Raw genomic sequence first — 21,743 nt, 5'->3', positions numbered from 1 at the left:
CGTTGTGGGCGAGTTGGAGATACTCGGTAACGGTGCCGTTCTTGTTTTTTCGTTTCGTGGTTCGCAGATACATGACTGCCCACCACGTTAGCGTGTTAATTCGCGTATTTCAACTGAAATATCGCTTCGCGTGTGCCCACAGATTTTGAGATTTTCACCACGCGTGAAATTTTATCACATTGAAATTGCGTGATATTATCTCAGGCACTGCACTAAAATGTGCCTACAACCCGCAAACATAAGCATAAGCGGATTTCACAAAAGAAAATTACTGATTCCTCTATTATGGCCAGTTGTTACAACACCTCAAGCTTGAAAAGTTCGCAGGTGGAAGTTGTTGATATCAGTTTGGGAGGGTTGCGATTTCTGTCCCATGATGCCCATCAGCCTGGAGATCTTCTTGTTATTGGCTGCACTATTGGCAAACATTTTAAGATGAAGGAAAAAATACGGATCGCTAATGTCAGCGATCATTCTTTTGGCGCTGAATTCATAGGCCTGTCACCAGCGACAGAAAAGTTCCTGATGGAGCTTTATGGGGCAGTGAATATAAAAAATTACTAAATCATCTCAGGAGGACGATGTGCCCTGAAATTATATCTTGAACCCGTGACGGCGGTTGGAGCTGAACTAAAAATATTCTATTCAATAAATCTCTGTTTATTTAAGAAGATGCACTGGTTAGCAATCGCCCACAGTCACTGTTCAGGTACATCTTTCATGGATTCAGGGGGAAGTTTTGAGTTTCGAGTTCCTCCCTTAGATTTAGGCAAGCGTACAAGTTTCTTTTCAGGATGCTGAAACAACGTTTGCAACTGTGTTGGATGCTGGTATAACAACGACCAGAGTTCGTTACACGAATCCGCAATGTGCCGCAGCTTTCTTTTCTTTCTTTGAAATGGGCACAGCAAAGATTGTGCCATGGTACAAACGCCCTGTTGAGCTGTGATTTAGAGGAGTTGACGACTTCTTTTTCCTTTGACAAAGATTTCTTTTTTTATTTAAGTTCCGACGTTGTCAAAAGATGCCGCGTCGGGAATGAGAGCCTGATTGTTCTGGCAATGGTTAAAACTCTGGGAGGGAAGAATGAACAAAAAGGAACTGGTAGACTCCATGGCGGAAGCGGCAGATATCAGCAAAGCCGCAGCTGAAAAAGCGTTGAACGGAATGCTCATGGCTGTGACTGCTGCACTTGCCGAAGGTGACAAGGTTACCTTGGTTGGATTCGGCACATTTTCTACTGTCAAACGCACCGAGCGCAAAGCTAAGAATCCACGTACCGGTGAATTGATTAATATACCCGCCAAAACAATTGCCAAGTTCAAACCCGGCAGCAAGCTTACCGACGCCGTAAATTAACACGGGCGAAGTAATAGTAGGTACGCAGCTGGCCTTTCACGGTCAGCTGCTTTTTTTTGTGCGCTTGACTCCTTTAAATAGTTCACTTTCAGTGTTCAGCACAGGAAAGTTGAACAGTAGTGCGAAAAGATCTGGACACAAAGAGCAAACCATGATAAATGGAGCACCGCACTTGACGGTGCTAAGCCGTAAAGGCACTCAAATATTTGGTTCGGGAAGTGGCTCAGCCTGGTAGAGCACAGCGTTCGGGACGCTGGGGTCGGAGGTTCGAATCCTCTCTTCCCGACCATTTACAAGCGAAAGCGGCGGTAAATGCTTACCAATGCTTACAAGATATAGGGCTTACTGACTAAGGTTGGTAAGCCCTTTTTTATATGGTTGAAACCGGTTTCACCATGATCGCTCTGAGGTTACAGGTTACACGTTACCTCCCACCTTGAAATAACTGACGAATTTTCTTTGTGCTGCTGATTGCAGTAGTCCACCAGGCCCAGGCGTTACTTGCTGGCAGCCGCCACAGATATCCCCCCATGTGTCACCTAACCCCCAACTACTACGTTTCCCTCTGTTATGATATAGTAGGGGCATGGTTTTTAATGAGAGAAGACTGCATAAAATTCGCCGGTTATTCAGCGTTCCTCGCTTTCACGGATTCTGGGCATATTAGGGAGTGGGATATTTTTTTTAAGTGGTTTTTGGGCTGAATGCATTTTTCCATTTGTCACTTGATGCCTGCATCTTGGTTTCACATTTTGCACAGAGACTTGATCGTTTACTTTGCAATGAATAAGGGGACCCACAGTCGGCACAAAGAAGCCGAGTGGCTGCAATCCGTTGCTCTGGTTGCTGCGTGTTCTTCAAATGTTTTTCTCTCCTACTGCCTATAGGTGGCCTTGTAATCGCTTCTAAAGGGCATCTTGAATAATTGCTTTTCCTGCCAATCCCGCGGAGTCTGGCGCTTACCTCGTCATGCTTAAAATTTTGCGCAATCCTCGGAGTCTTCGCTTACCTGGCCTTGATTGAAGAATCTAATTATTCAAGACACCCTAGAATCTTTTTCTCGTTTGATTGACGACCGTTACGGTCAGGTGCCGAGCTGCCGGAATCGATATCCTGGATCGGTGGGCACAACTGTATTATGGATTTGGGACAGAGTGCTCCAAAGGGGCGCTTAAATACCATATCAAGCAAAATAGAGCACGGGGGAGTTTGCCTCTATTTTTATCCTTTTTCGGATATGGCTTAACAAAAAAATCAGTATATCATGGAAACTCCTCTTTTATTTTTATATGAAAAAAAGTCGCGCTTTAATCGTTGAGGGAAAAACAATGAAATTTCAAAGCATGATCTCGTCTTCCGTTCTGTCGCTACTGGCCCTTTTACTCCTTTCAGCCTGCGGGAGTCCTGAAAAATATCTGCAACCCACCGGCAAGTCGGCCTTTGTTCCCGCCCAAGAAATGAACTTTTCAACTTATGTTGAGGAAAGTCGGCGCAATATCGAAGAGGTGCTGAAAACTGTTCGAGGTGAGGGGGGCTATCTTGGAGGATACTCCACTGCCGAGGCCGCGGCCATGCGCTCGCCATTTCAACTAATGCCCTCTGGTCAGCAACAGTGCCAACCGGGTACTGCGAAAGGGCAGAGGGGCTTTCTTTTGGTCCACGGCTTGACAGACTCTCCCTATTTGCTGAGAAATATTGCCGACTCTTTGCACAAAGCCTACCCCTGCGGACTGATACGCGCTGTCCTCTTGCCTGGGCATGGGACTGTGGTGGGCGATACTTTGACAATGAAAAAGAACCAGTGGAAGGAGATCGTCGAATATGGGGTAAAAAGTTTTCAGAAAGAGGAGGGGATTACCGAATTGTACCTGATCGGTTTCTCCACGGGGACCTCCCTCATTCTTGATTATCTCAAAACGCATCCATCTCCCATCCAAGAGCGACGAGATGATGCCATTGCTGGCGTGGTGTTTTTGTCGGCAGCGGTTAAGGCAAAGACAGATCTTGCTTTTCTCGCGCCGTGGATTCGCCCTTTCAAAGATTGGGAAAGCATCTTTGCCGAGAGGGACGCCGCCCGCTATGAGTCCTTTTCGTTCAATGCCGTGGCAGAATTTTATAGCCTAACGAAACCTCTGGATGAGCCTGCCTACCTCCCTCATGTTCCCATGTTGATGGCGCTGAGTGCAGATGATGCGACCATTGATGCGCAGGCCGCAAGAAAGTTGTTCTGTTCTGCTGGTAAGCTGCAGAGAAATACGCTCATTTGGTATAGCTCGCTTGATCCCCAAATAAACACGGAGATTCGGAACGATCCCACACTTTCCTGCGGAAATATTATTGAAAGAACTCCAAGCAGTTTTGCCCCACAATATAAGACCCTGAATATGGCGCACACGGCCTTGCCGGTTGCACCCGACGATGAGCATTACGGGGTGAACGGACGCTACCATCACTGCAAGGAATATGATTTGGGGAAAACCGAGGTAGCCTTTAAGGCGTGTCAACAAGATGATGCTGCGGCGGTATATGGTGAGAACAAAAAATTGCTAGAGAGCGAAAGAAAACTCGACCAAAAATATTTTCGGCGGGGCACGTTTAATCCGGACTACGAATATATGATGCAGGCCATCTTCTGTTTTGTCGATCAATCTTGCCCAATGGAAACCCTCATTCGGTAATCTTTTAAGGAATTCCTTGGTCTGATGAAGCCGTTTGTCTTTACCCTGCAGGTTGATGCGATCAGTGATGAGCTGCTGAGCTGTACTGTTACCCAAGGGGATGAGGAAAACCAGCTCGATTACTCTCTCGTCAATGGCGCGATCTCTTTGCGGGTAGAGAATTCTCTTGGGCAGGGGATCAGTAACAACCGACATCAGCTTCGGAAAATTCTACGTTCGGCAATCGACGGGAAACTGCTTCTTGGTCAGCGCATCAGCTGTGTTTTTCTCGAAGGCTTTTTCTTCCTGAAAAATGAGCATTTTGCAGATTACATTCGAATTGATCAGCGCAAGGGGAGGTTTGCCATTAGCCTGAGTGACCAGGGGCTGAGCGGAACATATAAACTCTACGCTGATGGCTCCGCAAACCATGAGACGCTGCACGCTGGATTTGCAGGCTTCATAGAATCACCAGATGGAACACGGGATGTCTACTTCTGTTCGGTACCTGGGAGCTCAAACAACCTCATGGAATTGATGGGGCTTATCGAAGGGCTTTTACGCCTGCAGGCTGAGCAGTGTATCCAAGTGTATACTGACAGTCGTTATGTCATTCGTGGCCTGGTGCAGTGGGTGCATTTCTGGCGGCACAACAATTGGCAGACTGCCTATGGGCGTGAGGTTCGGTACGTAACGCATTGGCAACAGGCTTTAGATCTGTGTGAAGGCAAGTGTATCGAGTTTAAATGGGTCAAGGGGCATGCAGGAAATGCGGCGCATGATTTCTGCCATCAAGTGGCAAAATCAGTCGCCAGTCAGTCCTCCATTGAACGCATTTGGGGCACGAAAAGCACGACTTAAGAAGGATGTGCAACATGATTTCTGATGAAGAACAAACTTTAAGTGATGGATACCAGTTTGCCCATACTATTTTAAATTCTATCTCTGCGCATGTTGCCATCCTCGATAGGGATGGTTTCATTCTGGAGACCAATAAGGCCTGGCGAAATTTTGCCCACCAGAATGATCTTCGAGTCCGGCCGGAGCAACTCGCGATCAATTATCTTGAGATCTGTGAAAAATCCAGTGAGGATACCGCAGGGGAATCCAGAGAGGTGGCCCGGGGAATACGCGCTGTCATTGCAGGCGATATAGATGAGTTTATTTTAGATTATCCCTGCCATTCACCGCATGAGCGTCGATGGTTTTCAATGAAGGTGACGCGGGCTGTGGATACTGATCCGGTACGGGTGGTCGTCAGCCATGAAAATATTACCAGACTGAAATTGGCGGAAGAAGAGGGGCGTTTGTATGCCCAGGCCCTGCAGGCGGAAAAGCTCAAGCTCGAAGAGGCGAATACCGCTTTGAAGGTACTGCTCAAGCAACGTGAAGCCGATCAGCAGGATCTGGAACGCAAGGTTCTGGCAAATGTGCGCCAACTCATAGCCCCGGTTGTTGAGCAGCTTGCAGCTCAAGATTTATCCCCCTTTTCTCAGGAGTTGCTCGCAACCCTGCAGCTACGGCTTGCAGAACTGACAAAACCGTTTTTGCAACGTATGACAGCCATAGCCGCGGAGCTGACTCCTCAGGAAATTGAGGTTGCATCCTTGATTCGAGAGGGGAAAACCAGTCAGGACATTGCTGATAGGATGCACTTGAGTATTACCACAATCAATTTTCATCGCAGGAATCTTCGGCGTAAACTGGGGCTTAATAAAACAGGCACCAATCTCCAGACCTTTCTTGCTGGCATGCAGGATTGACGCATGTCGTATTGAATGCCTCTGTAAAGGCGGACGAGAAACACTGGCATTGCTGACGGTTTTTGCCCGTCATTATCCCGTTAAACTACTCCCATTGATGCAACCCTTTTCAGGGTATATTCTTTACCCATACCCTGGTTGATGAATTTTACTGAGAAGGAGTACAAGTATGCTGTGTTCACTCGCAAACAATGTCGACAAGCCTGTTTTAGACAAAATCAACGCACTGGAAAAAGATCTTGGCAAAACCTTTCTGGCCTACAAATGCCATAGCGTCAACACCACCATGCTGACTGATGCTGAACTGAAAAAGGTACAGGAAATTGAAAAAGAGTTGGGCGTGTCGCTTATTGCCGTAGAAAACTGACCTGTACCAGTCATGACGGGGGCATCCCCGTTTGGCAAGAGTGCACAAAGGGTGGAACCTCGGTACTAGAGAGGTCCCACCCTTTTCTATCAGGCCGCAATTGAAAGTGGCATTCTCCAGTTTTCTTTAATCCAGGCTATCACCTCTTGCTGACTCATTTTGCGTTCAGGCATGTGATCATGAATGAGTCTTTCCACCTTGGTGGCAAACTCTTCCACACTCCATGCGAGGTGTTTGCTGAGATAATCAATCAGATACAAAACCTCTTCACCTTCCTTTTTATTAAAGGGAGTCGTGTCTGGATGGCCAGATACTTTTGGGTCATTTTCAGTGTAGTGATTCCAGGTATACGTATAGAGAAGGGCCTTCCTATTTAAGTTATCCATAAAGGTACCTCTTTTGTGCTATGGGAAATGACTCCTGGATTCAGGGGAACCTTTTCCTTTTTCCATACAATAAGCATGGATGAGCACTTGTCTCGATCGATTGTTTTCCCCTGTTGAAATCCTGATAGTACCGAGGTTGATAGATATTCTATCTATAGGAAAAACAGGCGGTGAACGCTGGTCAAATACCGTAGGGCTTCTTATAGTAACGGGAGAATTTTTAGAGCAACCCATGATCCGTGAGCATCCCATCGGCACGTCACGGATTTTGGGCAAAGTTCATGTGCTGATGTGCATGGAAAGCCCACCAGGAATCAACGATAATTCTTTGAGGTGACTATGAATACAGTGATTGTCTGTCCCCAATGCGGGGCCAAAAACAGGATTCCGGAAGACAAACAGCATCTGACTCCCAAGTGTGGCAAATGTGGAACATCACTTGATGGCGCTCCCATCTCCGGCAAGGTGAACAGCCTGACCGATGGTGGCTTCAATGCGCTGGTGGAGCAATCTAAATTGCCTGTTTTGCTGGACTTTTTTTCTCCAACCTGCGGGCCCTGTCAGATGATAGCGCCTGCAATCGAGGCGCTGGCTCAAGAGTACACGGGGAAGTTGCTGGTGTTTAAAATGGATACCTCTACCCAGCAGATGACGGCAGCCCGTTTCCAGATTCGAGGTGTCCCCACTCTGCTCTTTATCAAAAATGGTGAGGTGGTTGACCAGTTGGTGGGGGCTGCTCCTCGCGGAGACATTGAGCAAAGAATTCAGAATATTGTGGGCTAAGCAATTGAATCTATGAGCATTTATCCTGCTGAAGTTTACAGCGTTAAATCCCCTCCTAGCGCCTTCACCAGCTCAGCATGGTTGTTGAGCTGGTTATACAAGTTTTCAGCCAGATTGATTTCCGCCTGACGCCTGTTTTCCTGGGCATCGAGCCAGGTTTGCAGGGTGGTGGCACCGGCTTTGTAGCGCAATTCATAGATGGCCTCTGTTTGTTGTGCGGCTTCAAGGGTGGTCGTGAGTTTTTCCGCCTGAAGGCGGTACTGTTTACGGGCGGATAAGGTGTTTTCCACCTCGCTGAGCGCTGTGTAGAGATTTTGGCGAAATTCGATTATCGCCTGTTGATATTCGGTTTCAGAGATTTTGATATTGCGCTGCATGTCCCGAAACTCAACAAAGGGCAGGGCGAGTGAAGCGCCAAGTGTGGCCACAGGGTTACTGAGCAGCCGGGAGAGCTGTTCGCTGCTGCCGCCGTAGGAGCCACTGAGGCTGATGCCGGGGTAATAGCTGGCCCGCGTAGCATCGGTTGTGGCTAGGGTAGAGCGCAGACGAGCTTCGGCGGCGCGCAGGTCCGGCCGTCTGGAAAGCAGTTCCGCTGGCATACCGGCATTCACCCCGGGAAGTGAAATGTCTTTAAGGCTTGTGAGTTCTTGCAGTTGCAGGTTTTCTGGTGGTCCTGCTAGTAAAATAGCCAGTGCGTTTCTTAGCTCCACCTGCTGCTGAACCAGTTGGGTGTGACTTGCCTCCTGGCTAAATAAACTTCGTTTGGCTTCCAGAATTTCCAGCCCGGTTGCGGCGCCTGCTTCTTTCTGCAGCTCGACGAGTTGCAGGGTCTTTTGGGCGTAGCTGATACTTTCAGAGCTGAGTACGAGACGCTGGTTCAGATAGCCTATCTGCCAGTAGAGCGATGCGGTTGTGGCAACCAGAGAGAGGGCTGTACTTTCTCTGTCCTGCTCTGTGGCGAGAGCCTCCCACCTGGCTGCGTCAGCGGTTCTTCCCAGTTTATTCCACAGGTCAATCTCATAGGCAACAGAGCCCGACGCGCTGAAAGTTTTATTCTCTGTCTTCTCGCTGCCCAGACTGCGGCTAATCTGGCCGGAGCCATCCACAGAGAGCCCAGGAAGACGATCACTTTCGGCAAGTTGTGCTCGCAGGCGTGCCTTGTTGAGTTGCAAGGCCGCAACCGCCAGGTCCGCGTTTCGTTTGAGGACCGCATCGATGAGTTGGTTTAGATTGGGATCGTCGAAGCGTTGCCACCAGCGGCCAGACTGTTCTTGCAAGCTTGCAGAGCTTTGCGTCCAGGTCTTGGGGAGATCTAAATTCGGGCGGGTATAGGGCGTCTTCAGCCCGCAGCCCCCTAAAAGCAAGCCCGTGCAGGTGAGCAGGCCTATGGTTGCAGACAGTTTTTTCATAATTGTATCGGAATTCGACAGTTTGTGATGTACTCAGGTCAGTGTGAGTTTGTGAAAGGTTGCACACTGATGGTGGTGTCAATAGACGTTCCTACCCTTACGGATCCGGTACCTCCTTCCCTTTAATCGGACTGCTCAACAGTTATTCTCTGGCCAATGCAACCACCGGGTCGAGTCTGGCGGCATTGCGGGCAGGAAGAAAGCCAAATAAAACGCCAATAAAGGTGGAGCAGAGAAAGGCGGAAACAATGGCCGTGGTTGAGTAAGCCATCTGAAAGCTGCTCCCCGAAAGTTTGACCGCAAGCCCCACGCCTAGAGCCAGACTTACCCCGAGCAGGCCGCCAAGCAGACAAACCAGTACCGCCTCAATCAAAAATTGCTGCATGATATCCGAGTGCCGCGCACCCACTGCCATACGTACGCCAATCTCCTGGGTACGCTCAGTCACCGAGACCAGCATGATGTTCATCACGCCAATCCCGCCAACAACGAGGGAAATCAGGGCAATGGAGGAGATGAGCAGAGTCATGGTCTGGGTCGTTTTTTCAATGGTTTGACGAATGGCATCCAGGTTGGAAACAAAGAAATCCTTGGTGCCGTGGCGCTGGGTCAATAATTTTACCGCACTTGCCTCTGCCACCGAGGTGCTGACATCATCGGCAACCCGGACGATAATGGATTTAAGATACTGCTCGCCGGTCAACCGGGTCATCGCCGTTGTATAGGGTACCCAAACATTCAGGCTATCGGAGCTGCCAAAAGTAGAATCCTGTTTTTTCGTCACGCCAATGATGCGGCAGGGCATGGTACCCAGCATGACAACCTCACCCAGTATTGGTCCAGGATGGTCGCTGAAAAGCGAATTGCGGGTGTTGTCGTCAATGACCACATCCTGGGCTGTCGTTCGCACACTGATCCGATCAAAGCGCTGCCCCTGGGCGATCTCCAGCCCTTTGACCCGGAAATAATCTTCGCCCACACCATTGACTTGGGCTGTGACACTGATGTTGCGATAGATCAGGGTGACCGAGGTGCTCACCCGTGGCGTCACCGTATCCACATAGGGTTGCTGCGCCAGGGCTTCGGCATCACGGGGAATCAGAGTCTGCACCTTGCCCGAGCGCATGTCGCCAAAGTCCTTGCCCGGGTAGATGTTGATGGTGTTGGTCCCCATGGAGCTGATATCTTTTAATATCCGCTGCCTGGATCCCTGGCCAAGCGCCACCACAGAGACCACTGAGGCGATACCGATAATAATACCGAGCATGGTGAGCAGGGTGCGCAGCCTGTGGGAGGCCATGGCCAATACGGCCATACGAAAGGCTTCGCTGAATCGGTCCCATTGAGCTTGCCAGGCAGAGACCGAAACAGACTCTTTGCGCGGCATGGGGGCAGGATCTTGAGATGGCCCAATCTTTCTGTCGTTGGTGATCACCCCATCACGCAATTCGATGATCCGTTGGGCATGTTCCGCCACCTGCATATCATGGGTAACCAGGACAACCGTGTGTCCAGCCTGGTTCAACTCCTTAAGAACCTCGATCACCTCGGTGCCGCTTTTGGAATCAAGAGCACCGGTGGGTTCGTCGGCAAGAATGACCGAGCCGCCGTTCATGAGCGCACGGGCAATGGAAACACGCTGCTGCTGGCCACCAGAGAGCTGCCCCGGTACATGGGCAAGCCTATCCCCCATATTCAGGCGGGTCAGCAGTTCTGCCGCTCTTTTCTGCCGGTTGTTACTGTCTACCCCTGCGTAGACGGCAGGGATCTCGACATTGTCCAGAGCATTGAGATTGCTGAGCAGGTGATAGCGCTGAAAGATAAACCCAAAATACTCACGACGCAGGTAAGCCAGTTCATCGGGTTCCAGCGCACCTGTTTCCTGGCCATTGACCCGGTAGGTGCCGCGACTGGGCCTGTCCAGGCAGCCGATGATGTTCATCAGGGTGGATTTACCCGAGCCTGAGGTGCCGACAATGGCGACCATCTCCCCGGATTCAATGCGCAGGTTGATAGTATCCAGCACCGTGAGTTGTTCATCGCCTGAAGGATAATCCCGGCAGACATTAGTCAGCTCAATGAGCGGGATGGTTGCAGTACTCATTACAGCATCCCTGGAGGCGGCCCACGTCTGCGTCTGCCGCTTGAAGAGGAGGTTGCAGTGGCGCCGATTTGATCACCGATGACGACCTGTTCACCTTCCCGCAGGCCTTCAAGCACCTCGGCCTGGACGTTATTGTTCAAACCGATTTTTACCCACTGCTCATGCACGTTTTCCGGGCCTTCACTTACCTTTACCAGATAGCGTCCATCGCGTCCTTTGATGCCCAGTGCTGCTGAAGGAATTATCAGGGCATCCTTGGCTTCGTTTAAAACGATGTTCACCTGGGTGGTCATAGAGATGCGCAGCTTTCCGTCCTGGTTGGGCACGTCCAGTACGCCCATGTAATAGATCGCCTCACTGGAGGAACTCGATGAGGAACTCGATGAGCTGGAGCCGGTATCGGAAATCGATTCCGGTGCGGGTTCGATATACTTGAGAGTGGTGGAGATTTGATTATCCGGTTCGCCGAGAATGGTGAAGTACACCCGTTGGCCCGGCTGGACCTTGACCACATCTGCCTCAGAGATCTCAACTTTGACCGTAATGCGTTCCAGGTTGGCTACCTTGATGATGGTAGGCGTGGTCTGGTTGGCGTTAACAGTCTGGCCTTCTTTGGTAACAATGGCTACAACAACGCCGTCAATGGGGGAGGTGATTTTGGTGTACCCCAGATCGATCTCGGCTGTATCCACAGCGATGCGCGCCTGTTCGATCTGGGCATCAAGCGACTCTATCTCGGCTTTGAGCACTTTGAGATTGGCTTCAGCTGTCTCGTAGTCTTCCTTGGAGGCCGCATCTCCGCGCAGCATCTTTTTTTGTCGTTTGTAATTTAGCTCTGCCTGGGTAAGCGAGGCCTGCTTGGCCTTTTTCTCTGCGAGGCTTACCTGTAAGGCCGCCTTTTTATTACGCAGGGTATTTTGTTGCGGCAGGCTGTCGATTTCAGCGACGAGCTCACCGGCTTTGACCCGGTCACCCAGCTCAACCTTCAATGATTGTAACTGCCCGGAAACCTGAGCACCAACACTGACCAGGTTACTTGCCTCGATCTCTCCAGATGCCAGGACCGTGGTTTCAAGGTCCCCTCGTGTCACCGGTGTGGTCATGGTTCCCGTCTGGGTCGTGTCGCTGGAAAAATACCAGGTTGCTCCACCGGCAATCAGGACGACCAGCGTCAGGAGCAGAAACCAGCGCCAGCGGGATTTTTTTTTCAATATTTGCATAAGCTCAGGTTGTCACTGGCAACGATTTTGACCTGCCCGATCGTGATATGTATATTGGGCAGCTCAAAACGTTTGTGTAATAGATTTATTTATTCAAGAGGGGGTCAGTGAAAAACAATACCACAGTAGGACAGAATTTGGATTCTGCCTAGGTTTGATGCAAGTTTTTTACATTAACTCTTGTTGAAGGAATCTTGAATAGTTGCTTTTATCAGTCTTCAGAGTCGTCGGACCGTCGCGGGGCTTTTTTAAGTGATTAGTGTCTACCGCCGTTTTGTATGTTGGGGCGGAGGATTGAGCGGGTGTGCAACCAAGCGATTATTATTTGTCTCGCAGACCGCCTCAATGGTGTCGCCATGAGGTGTCTTCAAACTCACCTTATCCCCGGCGGCCTTATCTTTACAGACCTGAAAAATTCCGGCGGAGGTCCCTGGTGATGCCCGTGCCATTCCGGGGGATGACCAATTGCATTGGCACTGGCAAGAGAAGCCATGCAGAATGGCGCACGTCCACTGAATAATCATACCATTGAGATTTTGCATGCGGAAATACTGCATCTTAACCGTTTCGTAGGAGATCTTTACGAATTGTTGTTGGCACACTTCATTAGCAAAAACACAGATCAAAATTATTTGATCATCTGTTTTCTTAGCATTACTAGGCATTTGAAATATGTCGTGCTATAGTGGCCTCTGATTCCCCCGTTTGTCTAACCTAATCCTGTATTCACGGAGGTTTCCATGACACTCTTGCCTGCCATTGAACACGAAACACGGACCAATCCCGATGCGGCAATCATTTGGTTGCATGGCCTTGGTGCGGATGGTTCCGATTTTGCTCCTATTGTTCCCGAATTGAACCTTCCATCGGAGCTTGGAATCCGCTTTATTTTTCCCCATGCCCCATCCAGAGCCGTAACCGTCAATAACGGCTTTGTCATGCCCGCCTGGTTCGACATCCTGGTGATGGATATTGATCGCAAGGTGGATACCGCCCAGTTACTCGTCTCGGCAGATGCCATTAATAAATTTGTTGAGCGCGAGCTTGGACGAGGCATAGACAGCCGCCGAATCATCCTGGCCGGTTTTTCCCAGGGCGGCGCTGTAGCCTATCAGGTTGCATTGAGTCATGCCAAGCCCCTGGGGGGACTGATTGCCATGTCAACCTATTTAGCCACCAGCGATACGATCCAATTGAGCCCTGCCAATCAGGATATTCCCATAGAAATTCATCACGGAGTGTACGACCCGGTGGTCCCTCAGGCCCTAGGCATTCGCGCCGCTGAGTTTTTAAAGGAGCATAACTACACCTTGGAGTTTCGGACCTATCCCATGGAACATGCGGTCTGTCCGCAGCAGATCAATGATATATCTCAGGCGTTTCAGCGTTTTTTACAGAGATGAACGAGGCTCATTGTGGTGTTGAACTATTGTTGCACAAGGAGAGTGCATGCAGATTGGAAATAAAACGGAAGCCCAGCAGCGTGCAGATCAGATAGACGCCTTTCGTTCGGAGCTTGAAAGCCTGCGCAAGGAACAGGTGCTGATGCTTGAACCACTTCAGGAACAGGCCGTGCGGCGCTACCACCGGCGTCTTTTGGGCAAGCTCTCCGCAGGTTTTGATATCGATACGACCAATCGGCAGAAGCAACTCAGCCTTGGTATGGGGATCACTTCCTCCATTGGGGCAATGGGGCTGGCTGCCTCAGTTTTTTTCTTTTATTACCAGTATTGGGGATTTCTTGCGCTCAAAACCCAGGTAACCATGTTGGTTTCCATGCCATTTGCTGTGCTGTTGTTGACCGTGATCATGGCCTGGATGGAAAAATCAGGGTATTTTGCCAAACTGTTTGCGTTGATAGCCTTTGTCTGTTTTGTCCTTAATCTTTCCATGCTGGGGCAGATTTTTAATATTGCCCCCAGTCCCCTGGCCATGTTGATCTGGTCTGTATTTGGTTTTCTTTTAGCCTACGCCGTCCAGAGCCGATTCATGCTGAGCATGGGGATTGTGAGCTTTGCCGGATTCCTTTCTGCCCAAACCGCCACCTGGTGCGGTAGCTACTGGATCTCTTTTGGGGAGCGACCCGAAAATTTTTTTCCGGCAGCACTTGGCCTTTTTTTAATTTCGCTGATTCCCCATCGCTGGTACCCGAAATTTTCCGCCCTATACCGGGTGTTTGCCTTGCTGCTCTTCTTTTTGCCGGTACTCATTCTCGCTAATTACGGGCAGGCCAGTTATGTCGATTATGGGGTGGATCTGATCGAGATGTTCTACCAGGTTGTTGGCTTTGTCCTGGCCGGAGTCATGATCGTTCTTGGCATTTTGTTTGGCTGGCCCGAAGTGGTAAACACTGCCAATACTTTCTTCACCCTTTTTCTTTACACCAAGTTTTATGACTGGTGGTGGGAGTGGTTGCCTAAGTACCAATTTTTCTTGTTGGTTGGCTTGACGGCCATATTGATGCTGGTGGTGCTGAAGCGATTGCGCTTGGTCTCGGTGCGTCGAAAAGCGGAGGCTGCCCTATGAACAGAGCCGTGATAACACGCATTATTTTTGCTGTTGCCTTTGTCGTGTTGGCAGCTGTAAACTGGATGGTTCTTTCCAGAGTGGCCGAGAATCGTAAGAGTGAACCCGTGGCCCATATGTGGCTCAGTGAACGTGAACTCTCCAAGGTGAAATGGTTAGCCCTGGAAAACAGTGGGGTAGACCTGCGCATTAATTGGCGAAGCCTTGGGGGGCGAGATAATCGAGGCACGAGCAGGTCTCCTTCTTGGCTTCGAGGGAAAAAACTTGAAGAGTTGGGTTTTGTCTTTGTCGATGGAAAACCCACAGGCGATGCGCTCTTAAACCAGGGCGTTGAGCGCGAGGTTTATCTGGTTATGGAGTACAACGGCCCTGCTTACCATGAGGCCATACGTCGGGCAGAGCGCGGACTTGCCGAACTTGAGGAGAAGCAGCATGACATTGCCGGTGAAAGATCCACACCAACCGATCGATACCAGGCGCGAAAACGCATCCGCCAGGAGATGGGAGAGTTGTCCCGGCTTTTTGTCATAGATGCCGGGCTTGAACCTAAAGAGCTGCAGGAATCTTATAATAATCCGGAACGCTATATTATCACCCGTGGCCTGATTCGGCTTTACTATCAGAGCGAGAATAAGCGGTATTGGGCTCGCGGCCGTATTCAGGGGCTGAAACCCGCAAAAATGCACCTCTCACTTCGGCAACGGCAACAGCTTGACCATATTTTGCGAGGGAAGAAAAAGAAAAATGCAGTAGTGCATCTGTCGCGATACGAGGCTGAGGTTATCTATGGCAGCCACTATGAACCCTTCATCCAGCAGATTCGAAAGATGAAACCTATAGAGCAACCACAAGAAAGTAAAGCGGCCAATCCAGGAGCTTCTTAACGAGTTGAAATTGTAGTCCATTCATCCTTTCTCTACCAAAAGGAGTAGACAGATGATCAGAAAAACACAGATTAAAGGCGCAAGAAGATGGAAGCAACTTTGTGCGGCATCTTTAGGATTTCTGCTGATGCTCACGCTGGCCTTACCGGCAGCAGCTTCAACGCAGTTGCCGAAAGTGACCTACTCTCAGGATAAGACTCCCATCTCCTATGAGGTGTACGGTGCGGGCGAGCCCACCCTTGTGTTTGTACACGGCTGGAGCGGAGACTCGCGTTACTGGCAGAACCAGGTAAATGAGTTTGCTAAAAAATATCGGGTGGTGGTGCTTGATCTGGCAGGGCACGGTCACTCCGGCATGACGCGGCGTTGTTACTCCATCCTAGCATTCGCAGACGATGTTGCGGCTGTGATTGATGCGGTTGGCAGCACCACGAATATCCTTATCGGGCATTCTATGGCCGGAGAAATTGTCGGCCTGACTGCCCACATGATGCCGGATAAAGTGCTGGGAATAGTCGGTGTTGATACCTTGGAAAATGTCGAGTATCCACTGAGTCGGCAGGAAGCAGAGGCCATGCTTGCTCCCATGCTTGATAACTTTCAGGAAGAAAGTCGCGAGTTTGTCAGCACCATGTTTCGGCCCGATACCAATTCTGAAATCAAAGAGTGGGTCCTTGATGATATGTCAGCCGCTCCGCCTGCTGTTGCCATGCAGGCAATGGAGGGATACCTCTTTGAATATGTTCGGGGAGGGGTTGCTCAAATTTTTGATGGGGTGCATGTGCCGGTGGTCTGTGTCAACGGCGACTTGTGGCCCATTGATTATGAGGCAAACCATCGCCATATAGCCTCTTTTGAGGCTATCGTCGTGCCTGGAGGCGATCATTTCCTGATGCTAAATAAGCCCAATGCTTTTAATAAAGCCCTTGAAGAGGCGATTCACAAGGTGATGCGTAAAGCTGCTGATATTCAGTGAACTGGTTGAGTTGAGAACCCGGAAAAGAAATAAAAAAGGGGAGTGGCCTTTAAAGGTCATTCCCCTTTTCATTTTATGATTTTCCGCTTCAAGCGGGCTGCGTCTGCAGCAGCTTGACAAAATCTCCTGCCCGTAAAGGTCGGCTGAACCAGAACCCTTGAATTTCGTCGCACCCCTCTTCCTCTAAAAAACGTCGTTGATGTTGATCTTCCACTCCCTCGGCCACAACCCGCATCTGCAGGGCTTTTGCCAATTGCAACATAGCGCGAACAATGGCATCTGCCTCTTCTGAGTTTCCCAGCTGATGGATAAAGGACTGGTCAATTTTGATCATGTCAAAAGGGAAGTAGTTCAGGTAGGCCAGGCTGGAATAACCGGTGCCAAAGTCATCCATGGCCAGAGAAAATCCTTTTTCTTTGAGTTTCAACAGTCGTTTGTTGGCCTCGTGCGGGTTGTCCATAACCAGACTTTCGGTTAGCTCGAGTTCAAGATTCAATGGGTGAAAGCCCGTCTGGGTTATGGCCTGATCGAGAAGCTCGTCCAGCTCATCATAGCGAAACTGGCGGGCAGAGATATTAATGGAAAGTCGGAGCGGTTGACCATACGCCTCCTGCCATTGCCGGGCATCGCTAATGGCTGTTTTGATAATCCAATTGCCAATGGGCACGATGAGTCCGGTTTCTTCTGCCAAGGCAATAAATAGTTCCGGATGGAGGAGACCTCGGGTGGGATGGTTCCAGCGGAGTAAGGCTTCAGCGCCGGTTATTCGTTTTTCCTGAATAGAGTACTGGGGTTGATAGTAGAGTTCAAGTTGACCGGAAGTGAGGGCATAATGAAGCTCCTGCTTGAGTTCCAGCCATTGGAGGGCATCTTTGTTGAGATCTTCAGTGTAAAAACGAAAACTGCCCTTGTCGTGTTGCTTGGCCCGGAACATGGCTGCATCGGCATTACTCAAGAGAGTTTGGCTATCTTTGCCATCCTTTGGATACAAGGCAATGCCCACACTGGCCCCGATATAGATCTCTCGCTCGCGTACGGTGAATTTATGGTTGATCGCATCTAAAAGTCGGCGGACGATGGTGGTCACCTGAACGATATTTTGCGGCGCATACAAAAGAACCACGTATTCATCGCCTGCAATGCGGGCGACCGTGTCCAAGTCGCGCACAGAGGTCTTCAGACGACCGCCAAATTCACGTATTACATCATCGCCAGCATCATGGCCCAGGGTGTCGTTGATCTGTTTGAAATTATCCAGGTCAAGAAAAAGAACCCCCAGTAGCAGGTGATCTCGTTCGGCTTGACTGATAGCCAGCTCAAGGCGAGTGTGCAGCAGGTGCCTATTGGCCAGACCTGTGAGGTGGTCATAGTTTGCCTGGTGCTCCAGTTGCTGCTGGTAGATCTTTTGAGCGGTGATATCGCGAAGCGTTTCGATGGCGCCGATAATGGCACCAGATTTTTCGTCTTTGAGCGCAGTTGCGGTAAAGGCCAGCCATTTGCCGCCACCTGGAAAGTGGGGGAAAAAATCCTCAGCCTCCCATGCTCCCTCGATGGTTGTCGAAGGATGACATTTTTTGGGATAGTAGGTGGAGAGTTGATCCATCTGATCATCAACGATCAGATCGGCCATAACCGGGCGATGGTGGTCGTAGAAAGGCTTCCACGATTTAGTTGTTCCGATTAGTTGTTTTTCGGACACACCGGTAACCATAACACAGGCCCGGTTCCAGTGGATGACCTCATGCGCTTGATTGATGACAAAGGTAGCCACCGGAGAGCTGTTGACAATCTGAGCTAGCAACCCAGACTTGTTGGTGGAGTGAGCGGACGTGTGTTTTTGTGCCATCTTGATCTCCGCGACTGGGTTAGTTTTCCTTATCCGGCGCTTTGGCTTGGTACAAGGAGAATTGAAGGGCTCTAAACCTATTTAAGAAGACGGGATATGTAAAGATGGTGCGGTAATACCTGATGAAAATAGAACAAATGCGGAAAGAAAAGACTTTGAGGGGGACCTCCTTCAGAGATACAAAACGACCAATAGAAAAACCACGAAAAGGGAGGAGTGGATCGTGTTATTTTGACCCCGTAAGACCTTTCTTACGTAACACCCTACCAGTTGGAGCCATGTGTGGGAAGGAGAAAATGATGGCAAACGTCTTGAAATTCTATATTTTTGCCAAAGAAGCGTGCTTAGCCGGATTCTATAAGCAAAGTGGTGTGGTTTGATTGTAAAGTGTATGAGGATGGTTCTCTCGGCTACCAGGGGGGCGATGCAAAGGTGGGCACATGTGCCCCCTTCTAACCGGTATGGATTCAGCCTAAAGGTAGTCGAGTAAACTCAGCGAGGAGACACGGGCCGTGACCTGCATGGTGGCTTCCAGCGCTGTCTCCATCTCTGCAATTTCCGAAAGAATACTGGTCAGGTCGGCATCCTGATGGCTAGAAAGGGTTGATTCCATGATGAGCAGGGCATTTTGGTGCATACTGATCATGTCGTCCATGCGTGAGACAGTATTGCCAAGAGTACTCTGCTGGGAGCGTACCTGCTCAGCGCCTTCTTCAAGGGTTGTCATGGTCTGGGAAATATCGCTTGTTGTGCCACCGGTTAATGCAGTCTCCAGATCTTCTAAAGCTGAAAAAAGGTTCACCGGGTTCATGAACAGCTCTTCTCCGGTGATGTTTTTGGCGACGGTGGAGCCTGGATTCACCTCAATCATGATGTGATCGTTGGTCCCATTATAGGTAACCGGAGAGCTGGAAAAGGGGAGGGTTTGATCGTTGTACCCGGCAAAGAGATATTTCCCGTCCACCTGGCTATTCGCTAAATCAAGCAGCTCTTCCTGTAGCTGTGCCACTTCGTCGGCTAGAGTCTCTCTGTCCGCATCTGACATACTGTCGTTGGCCCCGGTATTGGCGATTTCTTTGGCTCGGACCATGAGATCTTCAAGCGAATTGAGGTAAATTTCAGAGGTTGAGAGATTATCTGATACATTGTTGCAATTTTGCACATATCTCTCGCTCTTAACGATATCGGTGCGGCAACTGATGATGGTACCAACAGAAGAGGGGCTTTCCGATGCTTTATCCACATCAATGCCTGTTGATGTCTTGATGTAGAGTTCATTAATCGTTGATGATGTAGAGCTCAGGTTGGACTGTAGATTTCTGTAGGTGGTGGTATCACGGGTGATAATCATAATAAACTCCCAAAGGTTACATCTGAAGCAAGGTGTCGAGCATTTCCTGGACCACGCCAATATAGTTTGACGCTGCCTCATACCCTGCCTGGTATTGAATCAGGAGCACCATCTCCTCATCGGTGGATACACCGGATATGGAGTCTCGTTTCGTGCTGAGTTCATCCATAGATTCGGAGCTTGCGGTTAACCGCTGTTCGTTGCTTACCACCAGAAGCCCCGCATTGGCGGCGATGCGTGCATACTCCTCGGTGTAGGTTGCGCCGTTTATATTTGTGGTTTCACGAAGGGCTGCAATATCCAGACAGAGGCTGTTGTCTGCGGTAGATCCCGTGGTTCCCGCTGCGATCAGGGAGGGATCATCAAAAGCAACGACTATAGAGGCTGCCGCCCCTTCCCAGGCATCTGCGGTCGCGCTTGTGGGGGCAGTCAGAGTAAAGAGATCGGTGGCCACATTGCCATCTAAATCCAGGCCACCACTTGCGGTGATCATTGTATTGACATCTGTAGCTATGGTGTAGGCCAGCAAGTCAATATCATTTTGAAATAACGAATGGTTACATCCCGTACTTCAAGCAAGCCTTTCAGCTCGCCGCTGAAATCTTCATAATCCAGATCAAAGCTTGTATTTCCTGTGGTCAGGGTAATCTCTGAAAGTCCGCTGACCGTGGTTGTGGAGAGCGTTGAGGCCACGTTGCCGGTCACAAGCGGAAGACCGTTTTCCAGCTGCAGGCAGAGCATACCATTGCTGTCGGTATACATGGTCGCACCACAGGTCTCGCTAACCTCCTGCACCAGCAGGTCCCGTTGATCTCGCAGGGTGTTGGCATCGCCACCTGACATCTCTGCTTGCATGATCGATTGGTTCAGGTTGGCGATCTGCAGCAGGTTGTCATTAAGATCGGGAATGATAGACTCAATACTGGTGTTGATGGACTCAACCACGTCACCAAGCTGCTGGTCAATCTGTTGGAAATGTTCGGCCAGATCGGCTGCTTCCTGAATCACCTGTTGTCGTTCTGTTGTACCGGCGGGGTTAGTGCTAAGTTCTTCCCAGGCGTCGAAAAAACTGTCTATATCACTCGACAGGCTGGTATCGCTAATGTCCAGAACTTGCTCTATGTCAGAGAGCGGCGTGCTCGCGCCGTCATACTCTCCATACGTTGCCCCCTGCGCCAGGAGCTGCTTGGTGATGAAGGTATCACTGCTCCTGTCAATGGAATCAACCGAGCTTCCGGTGCCATAGGTGAGACCGCTTTGGGTCAGCGGGGTGTTGCTCACAACATTGGCAGCCTGGCGGGTATAGCCTTCCGTACTGGCATTGGTGATATTGTTACCCGTGATCTGCACCGCCGTTTGACTGGTGTAGATGCCGGAGGCACCGGTGTAGAGGGAGGTGATCAGGTTTGCCATGGCCTAGACACTCCGGCTGAGAACGCGCGGGCCAACGCCAATATTCATGGTTCGTCCTTTGGCCGCATAGGTTAGAGCCAGGCTGCGAAAGGCGTTATCCTGAAGACGCTTGACAAGCTTAAGCCCTGATTCAAGCAGCATCCGGTTACGTTCGTTATTTGTTTGGATCGCCTTGATCACGAGTTTTTCTTCCTCGTCAACAGCGTCTTCCTGCTGATTGAGCACCTTCATCAGTTCTATTTTTTCGTGCTGGAGTTCATTGAGCTGGCTCATCCGTAAATGGGTGATGGCCTGGCGCTCGCGAACAAGAAGATCGTTGAAGGCCTGAAGACTTTTTTTAAGCGTGGATTCTTTCATGGCACAGGCTCCTATTAACGAATGAGGTTAACCAGTTCATCCAACATTTCGTTGGTGGTCGTGATAACTTTGGAGGAGGCTGAGTAGGCGTTTTGAATAGTGATCAGGTCGACAAATTCGGTGGCAAGGTCAACGTTTGAAAGTTCCAGAGCCTGGGTGATAAGCGTTCCCTGTGAAGGGCCAGGGTATCCAAGGGTAGGCGTGCCGGATTCACCGGTGTACGCCCGGCATGGGCGTGAACTTATGGGGTGCAAGTCCCCTGTACGTAGAATCCTATCACTGCCTTTTGGCAGCGATACCAAAGTACTAGCCGACGGCAAGGGCGTCTCCGCGAGGAGGGGT

General features: G+C 50.0%; 22 protein-coding genes and 1 tRNA gene. 12 read left to right on the top strand and 11 right to left on the bottom strand.

Going from position 1 to position 21,743, the window contains the following annotated elements; genetic code table 11:
• The first annotated feature begins 219 nt into the window (after positions 1-219).
• The 7 genes from JWJ90_RS20710 to JWJ90_RS20680 all read left to right on the top strand — a co-directional run bounded on the left by JWJ90_RS20710 (position 220) and on the right by JWJ90_RS20680 (position 6,146).
• Positions 220-564, top strand: a complete 345-nt coding sequence (locus tag JWJ90_RS20710) for a PilZ domain-containing protein (RefSeq protein ID WP_205229124.1) — start codon at positions 220-222, stop codon at positions 562-564.
• A 522-nt stretch (positions 565-1,086) separates the two neighbouring features.
• Complete coding sequence (locus tag JWJ90_RS20705) at positions 1,087-1,359, top strand: HU family DNA-binding protein (RefSeq protein ID WP_205229123.1); 273 nt, start codon at positions 1,087-1,089, stop codon at positions 1,357-1,359.
• Positions 1,360-1,571: 212 nt separating this feature from the next.
• Positions 1,572-1,648: transfer RNA gene (locus JWJ90_RS20700), tRNA-Pro, on the top strand.
• Between the two features lie 1,039 nt (positions 1,649-2,687).
• Positions 2,688-4,037, top strand: coding sequence for an alpha/beta hydrolase (locus JWJ90_RS20695; RefSeq protein ID WP_240195079.1), 1,350 nt, complete (start codon positions 2,688-2,690; stop codon positions 4,035-4,037).
• A 24-nt stretch (positions 4,038-4,061) separates the two neighbouring features.
• On the top strand, positions 4,062-4,877 hold the full coding sequence (locus JWJ90_RS20690) for a ribonuclease H family protein (RefSeq protein ID WP_205229122.1): 816 nt from the start codon (positions 4,062-4,064) through the stop codon (positions 4,875-4,877).
• 14 nt (positions 4,878-4,891) lie between these two features.
• Positions 4,892-5,779 (top strand): helix-turn-helix domain-containing protein, encoded by an 888-nt coding sequence (locus tag JWJ90_RS20685; RefSeq protein ID WP_205229121.1) that lies wholly within the window; start codon positions 4,892-4,894, stop codon positions 5,777-5,779.
• Between the two features lie 169 nt (positions 5,780-5,948).
• Positions 5,949-6,146 (top strand): hypothetical protein, encoded by a 198-nt coding sequence (locus tag JWJ90_RS20680; protein ID WP_205229120.1) that lies wholly within the window; start codon positions 5,949-5,951, stop codon positions 6,144-6,146.
• Between the two features lie 89 nt (positions 6,147-6,235).
• Here JWJ90_RS20680 and JWJ90_RS20675 read toward each other — a convergent pair whose 3' ends face one another.
• Positions 6,236-6,532 (bottom strand): hypothetical protein, encoded by a 297-nt coding sequence (locus JWJ90_RS20675; protein WP_205229119.1) that lies wholly within the window; start codon positions 6,530-6,532, stop codon positions 6,236-6,238.
• A gap of 339 nt (positions 6,533-6,871) precedes the next feature.
• Here JWJ90_RS20675 and trxA point away from each other — a divergent pair, with 339 nt between their 5' ends.
• Complete coding sequence (trxA, locus tag JWJ90_RS20670) at positions 6,872-7,315, top strand: thioredoxin (RefSeq protein ID WP_205229118.1); 444 nt, start codon at positions 6,872-6,874, stop codon at positions 7,313-7,315.
• 35 nt (positions 7,316-7,350) lie between these two features.
• Here the strand turns inward: trxA and JWJ90_RS20665 are convergent, their stop codons facing one another.
• From JWJ90_RS20665 to JWJ90_RS20650, 4 genes are all read right to left on the bottom strand, one after another.
• On the bottom strand, positions 7,351-8,724 hold the full coding sequence (locus tag JWJ90_RS20665) for an efflux transporter outer membrane subunit (protein WP_205229117.1): 1,374 nt from the start codon (positions 8,722-8,724) through the stop codon (positions 7,351-7,353).
• A gap of 142 nt (positions 8,725-8,866) precedes the next feature.
• A complete protein-coding gene (locus JWJ90_RS20660) occupies positions 8,867-10,828 on the bottom strand; it encodes a MacB family efflux pump subunit (RefSeq protein ID WP_205229116.1) in 1,962 nt (653 codons plus the stop codon).
• Positions 10,828-12,048, bottom strand: coding sequence for an efflux RND transporter periplasmic adaptor subunit (locus tag JWJ90_RS20655; RefSeq protein ID WP_205229115.1), 1,221 nt, complete (start codon positions 12,046-12,048; stop codon positions 10,828-10,830). The genes JWJ90_RS20660 and JWJ90_RS20655 overlap by 1 nt, the downstream gene beginning before the upstream one ends.
• Before the next feature lie 263 nt (positions 12,049-12,311).
• Positions 12,312-12,497: a hypothetical protein gene (locus JWJ90_RS20650; protein ID WP_205229114.1), complete on the bottom strand. Its 186-nt coding sequence runs from the start codon at positions 12,495-12,497 to the stop codon at positions 12,312-12,314.
• A 291-nt stretch (positions 12,498-12,788) separates the two neighbouring features.
• Here JWJ90_RS20650 and JWJ90_RS20645 point away from each other — a divergent pair, with 291 nt between their 5' ends.
• From JWJ90_RS20645 to JWJ90_RS20630, 4 genes are read left to right on the top strand one after another with little or no spacing between them, the layout of a single operon-like run.
• Positions 12,789-13,451 carry an alpha/beta hydrolase gene (locus JWJ90_RS20645; protein WP_205229113.1) on the top strand — a complete coding sequence of 221 codons (663 nt, stop codon included), beginning with the start codon at positions 12,789-12,791 and terminating at the stop codon, positions 13,449-13,451.
• A 46-nt stretch (positions 13,452-13,497) separates the two neighbouring features.
• Positions 13,498-14,574 carry a DUF2157 domain-containing protein gene (locus JWJ90_RS20640; RefSeq protein WP_205229112.1) on the top strand — a complete coding sequence of 359 codons (1,077 nt, stop codon included), beginning with the start codon at positions 13,498-13,500 and terminating at the stop codon, positions 14,572-14,574.
• Positions 14,571-15,458 carry a DUF4824 family protein gene (locus JWJ90_RS20635; RefSeq protein WP_205229111.1) on the top strand — a complete coding sequence of 296 codons (888 nt, stop codon included), beginning with the start codon at positions 14,571-14,573 and terminating at the stop codon, positions 15,456-15,458. The genes JWJ90_RS20640 and JWJ90_RS20635 overlap by 4 nt, the downstream gene beginning before the upstream one ends.
• Before the next feature lie 52 nt (positions 15,459-15,510).
• Positions 15,511-16,434 carry an alpha/beta fold hydrolase gene (locus tag JWJ90_RS20630; protein ID WP_205229110.1) on the top strand — a complete coding sequence of 308 codons (924 nt, stop codon included), beginning with the start codon at positions 15,511-15,513 and terminating at the stop codon, positions 16,432-16,434.
• 88 nt (positions 16,435-16,522) lie between these two features.
• Here JWJ90_RS20630 and JWJ90_RS20625 read toward each other — a convergent pair whose 3' ends face one another.
• From JWJ90_RS20625 to JWJ90_RS23365, 6 genes are all read right to left on the bottom strand, one after another.
• The gene (locus tag JWJ90_RS20625) at positions 16,523-18,280 is read right to left on the bottom strand and encodes a sensor domain-containing protein (RefSeq protein WP_205229109.1); all 1,758 of its coding nucleotides are present in this window, start codon (positions 18,278-18,280) and stop codon (positions 16,523-16,525) included.
• Between the two features lie 472 nt (positions 18,281-18,752).
• On the bottom strand, positions 18,753-19,631 hold the full coding sequence (gene flgL, locus JWJ90_RS20620; protein ID WP_205229108.1) for a flagellar hook-associated protein FlgL: 879 nt from the start codon (positions 19,629-19,631) through the stop codon (positions 18,753-18,755).
• A gap of 16 nt (positions 19,632-19,647) precedes the next feature.
• Positions 19,648-20,160 (bottom strand): flagellar basal body rod C-terminal domain-containing protein, encoded by a 513-nt coding sequence (locus JWJ90_RS20615; RefSeq protein WP_205229107.1) that lies wholly within the window; start codon positions 20,158-20,160, stop codon positions 19,648-19,650.
• Positions 20,142-21,044: a flagellar hook-associated protein FlgK gene (gene flgK, locus JWJ90_RS20610; protein WP_205229106.1), complete on the bottom strand. Its 903-nt coding sequence runs from the start codon at positions 21,042-21,044 to the stop codon at positions 20,142-20,144. Before flgK ends, JWJ90_RS20615 begins: the two co-directional genes overlap by 19 nt.
• 3 nt (positions 21,045-21,047) lie before the next feature.
• Positions 21,048-21,401, bottom strand: coding sequence for a hypothetical protein (locus JWJ90_RS20605; protein ID WP_205229105.1), 354 nt, complete (start codon positions 21,399-21,401; stop codon positions 21,048-21,050).
• A gap of 14 nt (positions 21,402-21,415) precedes the next feature.
• The coding region (locus JWJ90_RS23365; protein ID WP_275889155.1) for a flagellar basal body rod C-terminal domain-containing protein at positions 21,416-21,743 on the bottom strand (328 nt) is incomplete at its 5' end.

Origin of the sequence: Desulfobulbus rhabdoformis (genome assembly GCF_016919065.1) — a bacterium.
GTDB classification, from domain to species: Bacteria; Desulfobacterota; Desulfobulbia; order Desulfobulbales; family Desulfobulbaceae; genus Desulfobulbus; species Desulfobulbus rhabdoformis.
This window is presented reverse-complemented; position numbering and strand designations above follow the sequence as displayed.

What these genes read in the sequence shown, in the direction of transcription:
- JWJ90_RS20705 (WP_205229123.1), top strand. Translation starts at nt 1,087, where the DNA reads ATGAACAAAAAGGAACTGGTAGACTCCATGGCGGAAGCGGCAGATATC.
- JWJ90_RS20695 (WP_240195079.1), top strand. Translation starts at nt 2,688, where the DNA reads ATGAAATTTCAAAGCATGATCTCGTCTTCCGTTCTGTCGCTACTGGCC.
- JWJ90_RS20690 (WP_205229122.1), top strand. Translation starts at nt 4,062, where the DNA reads ATGAAGCCGTTTGTCTTTACCCTGCAGGTTGATGCGATCAGTGATGAG.
- JWJ90_RS20685 (WP_205229121.1), top strand. Translation starts at nt 4,892, where the DNA reads ATGATTTCTGATGAAGAACAAACTTTAAGTGATGGATACCAGTTTGCC.
- JWJ90_RS20680 (WP_205229120.1), top strand. Translation starts at nt 5,949, where the DNA reads ATGCTGTGTTCACTCGCAAACAATGTCGACAAGCCTGTTTTAGACAAA.
- JWJ90_RS20675 (WP_205229119.1), bottom strand. Translation starts at nt 6,532, where the DNA reads ATGGATAACTTAAATAGGAAGGCCCTTCTCTATACGTATACCTGGAAT.
- trxA (WP_205229118.1), top strand. Translation starts at nt 6,872, where the DNA reads ATGAATACAGTGATTGTCTGTCCCCAATGCGGGGCCAAAAACAGGATT.
- JWJ90_RS20665 (WP_205229117.1), bottom strand. Translation starts at nt 8,724, where the DNA reads ATGAAAAAACTGTCTGCAACCATAGGCCTGCTCACCTGCACGGGCTTG.
- JWJ90_RS20660 (WP_205229116.1), bottom strand. Translation starts at nt 10,828, where the DNA reads ATGAGTACTGCAACCATCCCGCTCATTGAGCTGACTAATGTCTGCCGG.
- JWJ90_RS20655 (WP_205229115.1), bottom strand. Translation starts at nt 12,048, where the DNA reads ATGCAAATATTGAAAAAAAAATCCCGCTGGCGCTGGTTTCTGCTCCTG.
- JWJ90_RS20650 (WP_205229114.1), bottom strand. Translation starts at nt 12,497, where the DNA reads ATGGCACGGGCATCACCAGGGACCTCCGCCGGAATTTTTCAGGTCTGT.
- JWJ90_RS20645 (WP_205229113.1), top strand. Translation starts at nt 12,789, where the DNA reads ATGACACTCTTGCCTGCCATTGAACACGAAACACGGACCAATCCCGAT.
- JWJ90_RS20640 (WP_205229112.1), top strand. Translation starts at nt 13,498, where the DNA reads ATGCAGATTGGAAATAAAACGGAAGCCCAGCAGCGTGCAGATCAGATA.
- JWJ90_RS20635 (WP_205229111.1), top strand. Translation starts at nt 14,571, where the DNA reads ATGAACAGAGCCGTGATAACACGCATTATTTTTGCTGTTGCCTTTGTC.
- JWJ90_RS20630 (WP_205229110.1), top strand. Translation starts at nt 15,511, where the DNA reads ATGATCAGAAAAACACAGATTAAAGGCGCAAGAAGATGGAAGCAACTT.
- JWJ90_RS20625 (WP_205229109.1), bottom strand. Translation starts at nt 18,280, where the DNA reads ATGGCACAAAAACACACGTCCGCTCACTCCACCAACAAGTCTGGGTTG.
- flgL (WP_205229108.1), bottom strand. Translation starts at nt 19,631, where the DNA reads ATGATTATCACCCGTGATACCACCACCTACAGAAATCTACAGTCCAAC.
- flgK (WP_205229106.1), bottom strand. Translation starts at nt 21,044, where the DNA reads ATGGCAAACCTGATCACCTCCCTCTACACCGGTGCCTCCGGCATCTAC.
- JWJ90_RS20605 (WP_205229105.1), bottom strand. Translation starts at nt 21,401, where the DNA reads ATGAAAGAATCCACGCTTAAAAAAAGTCTTCAGGCCTTCAACGATCTT.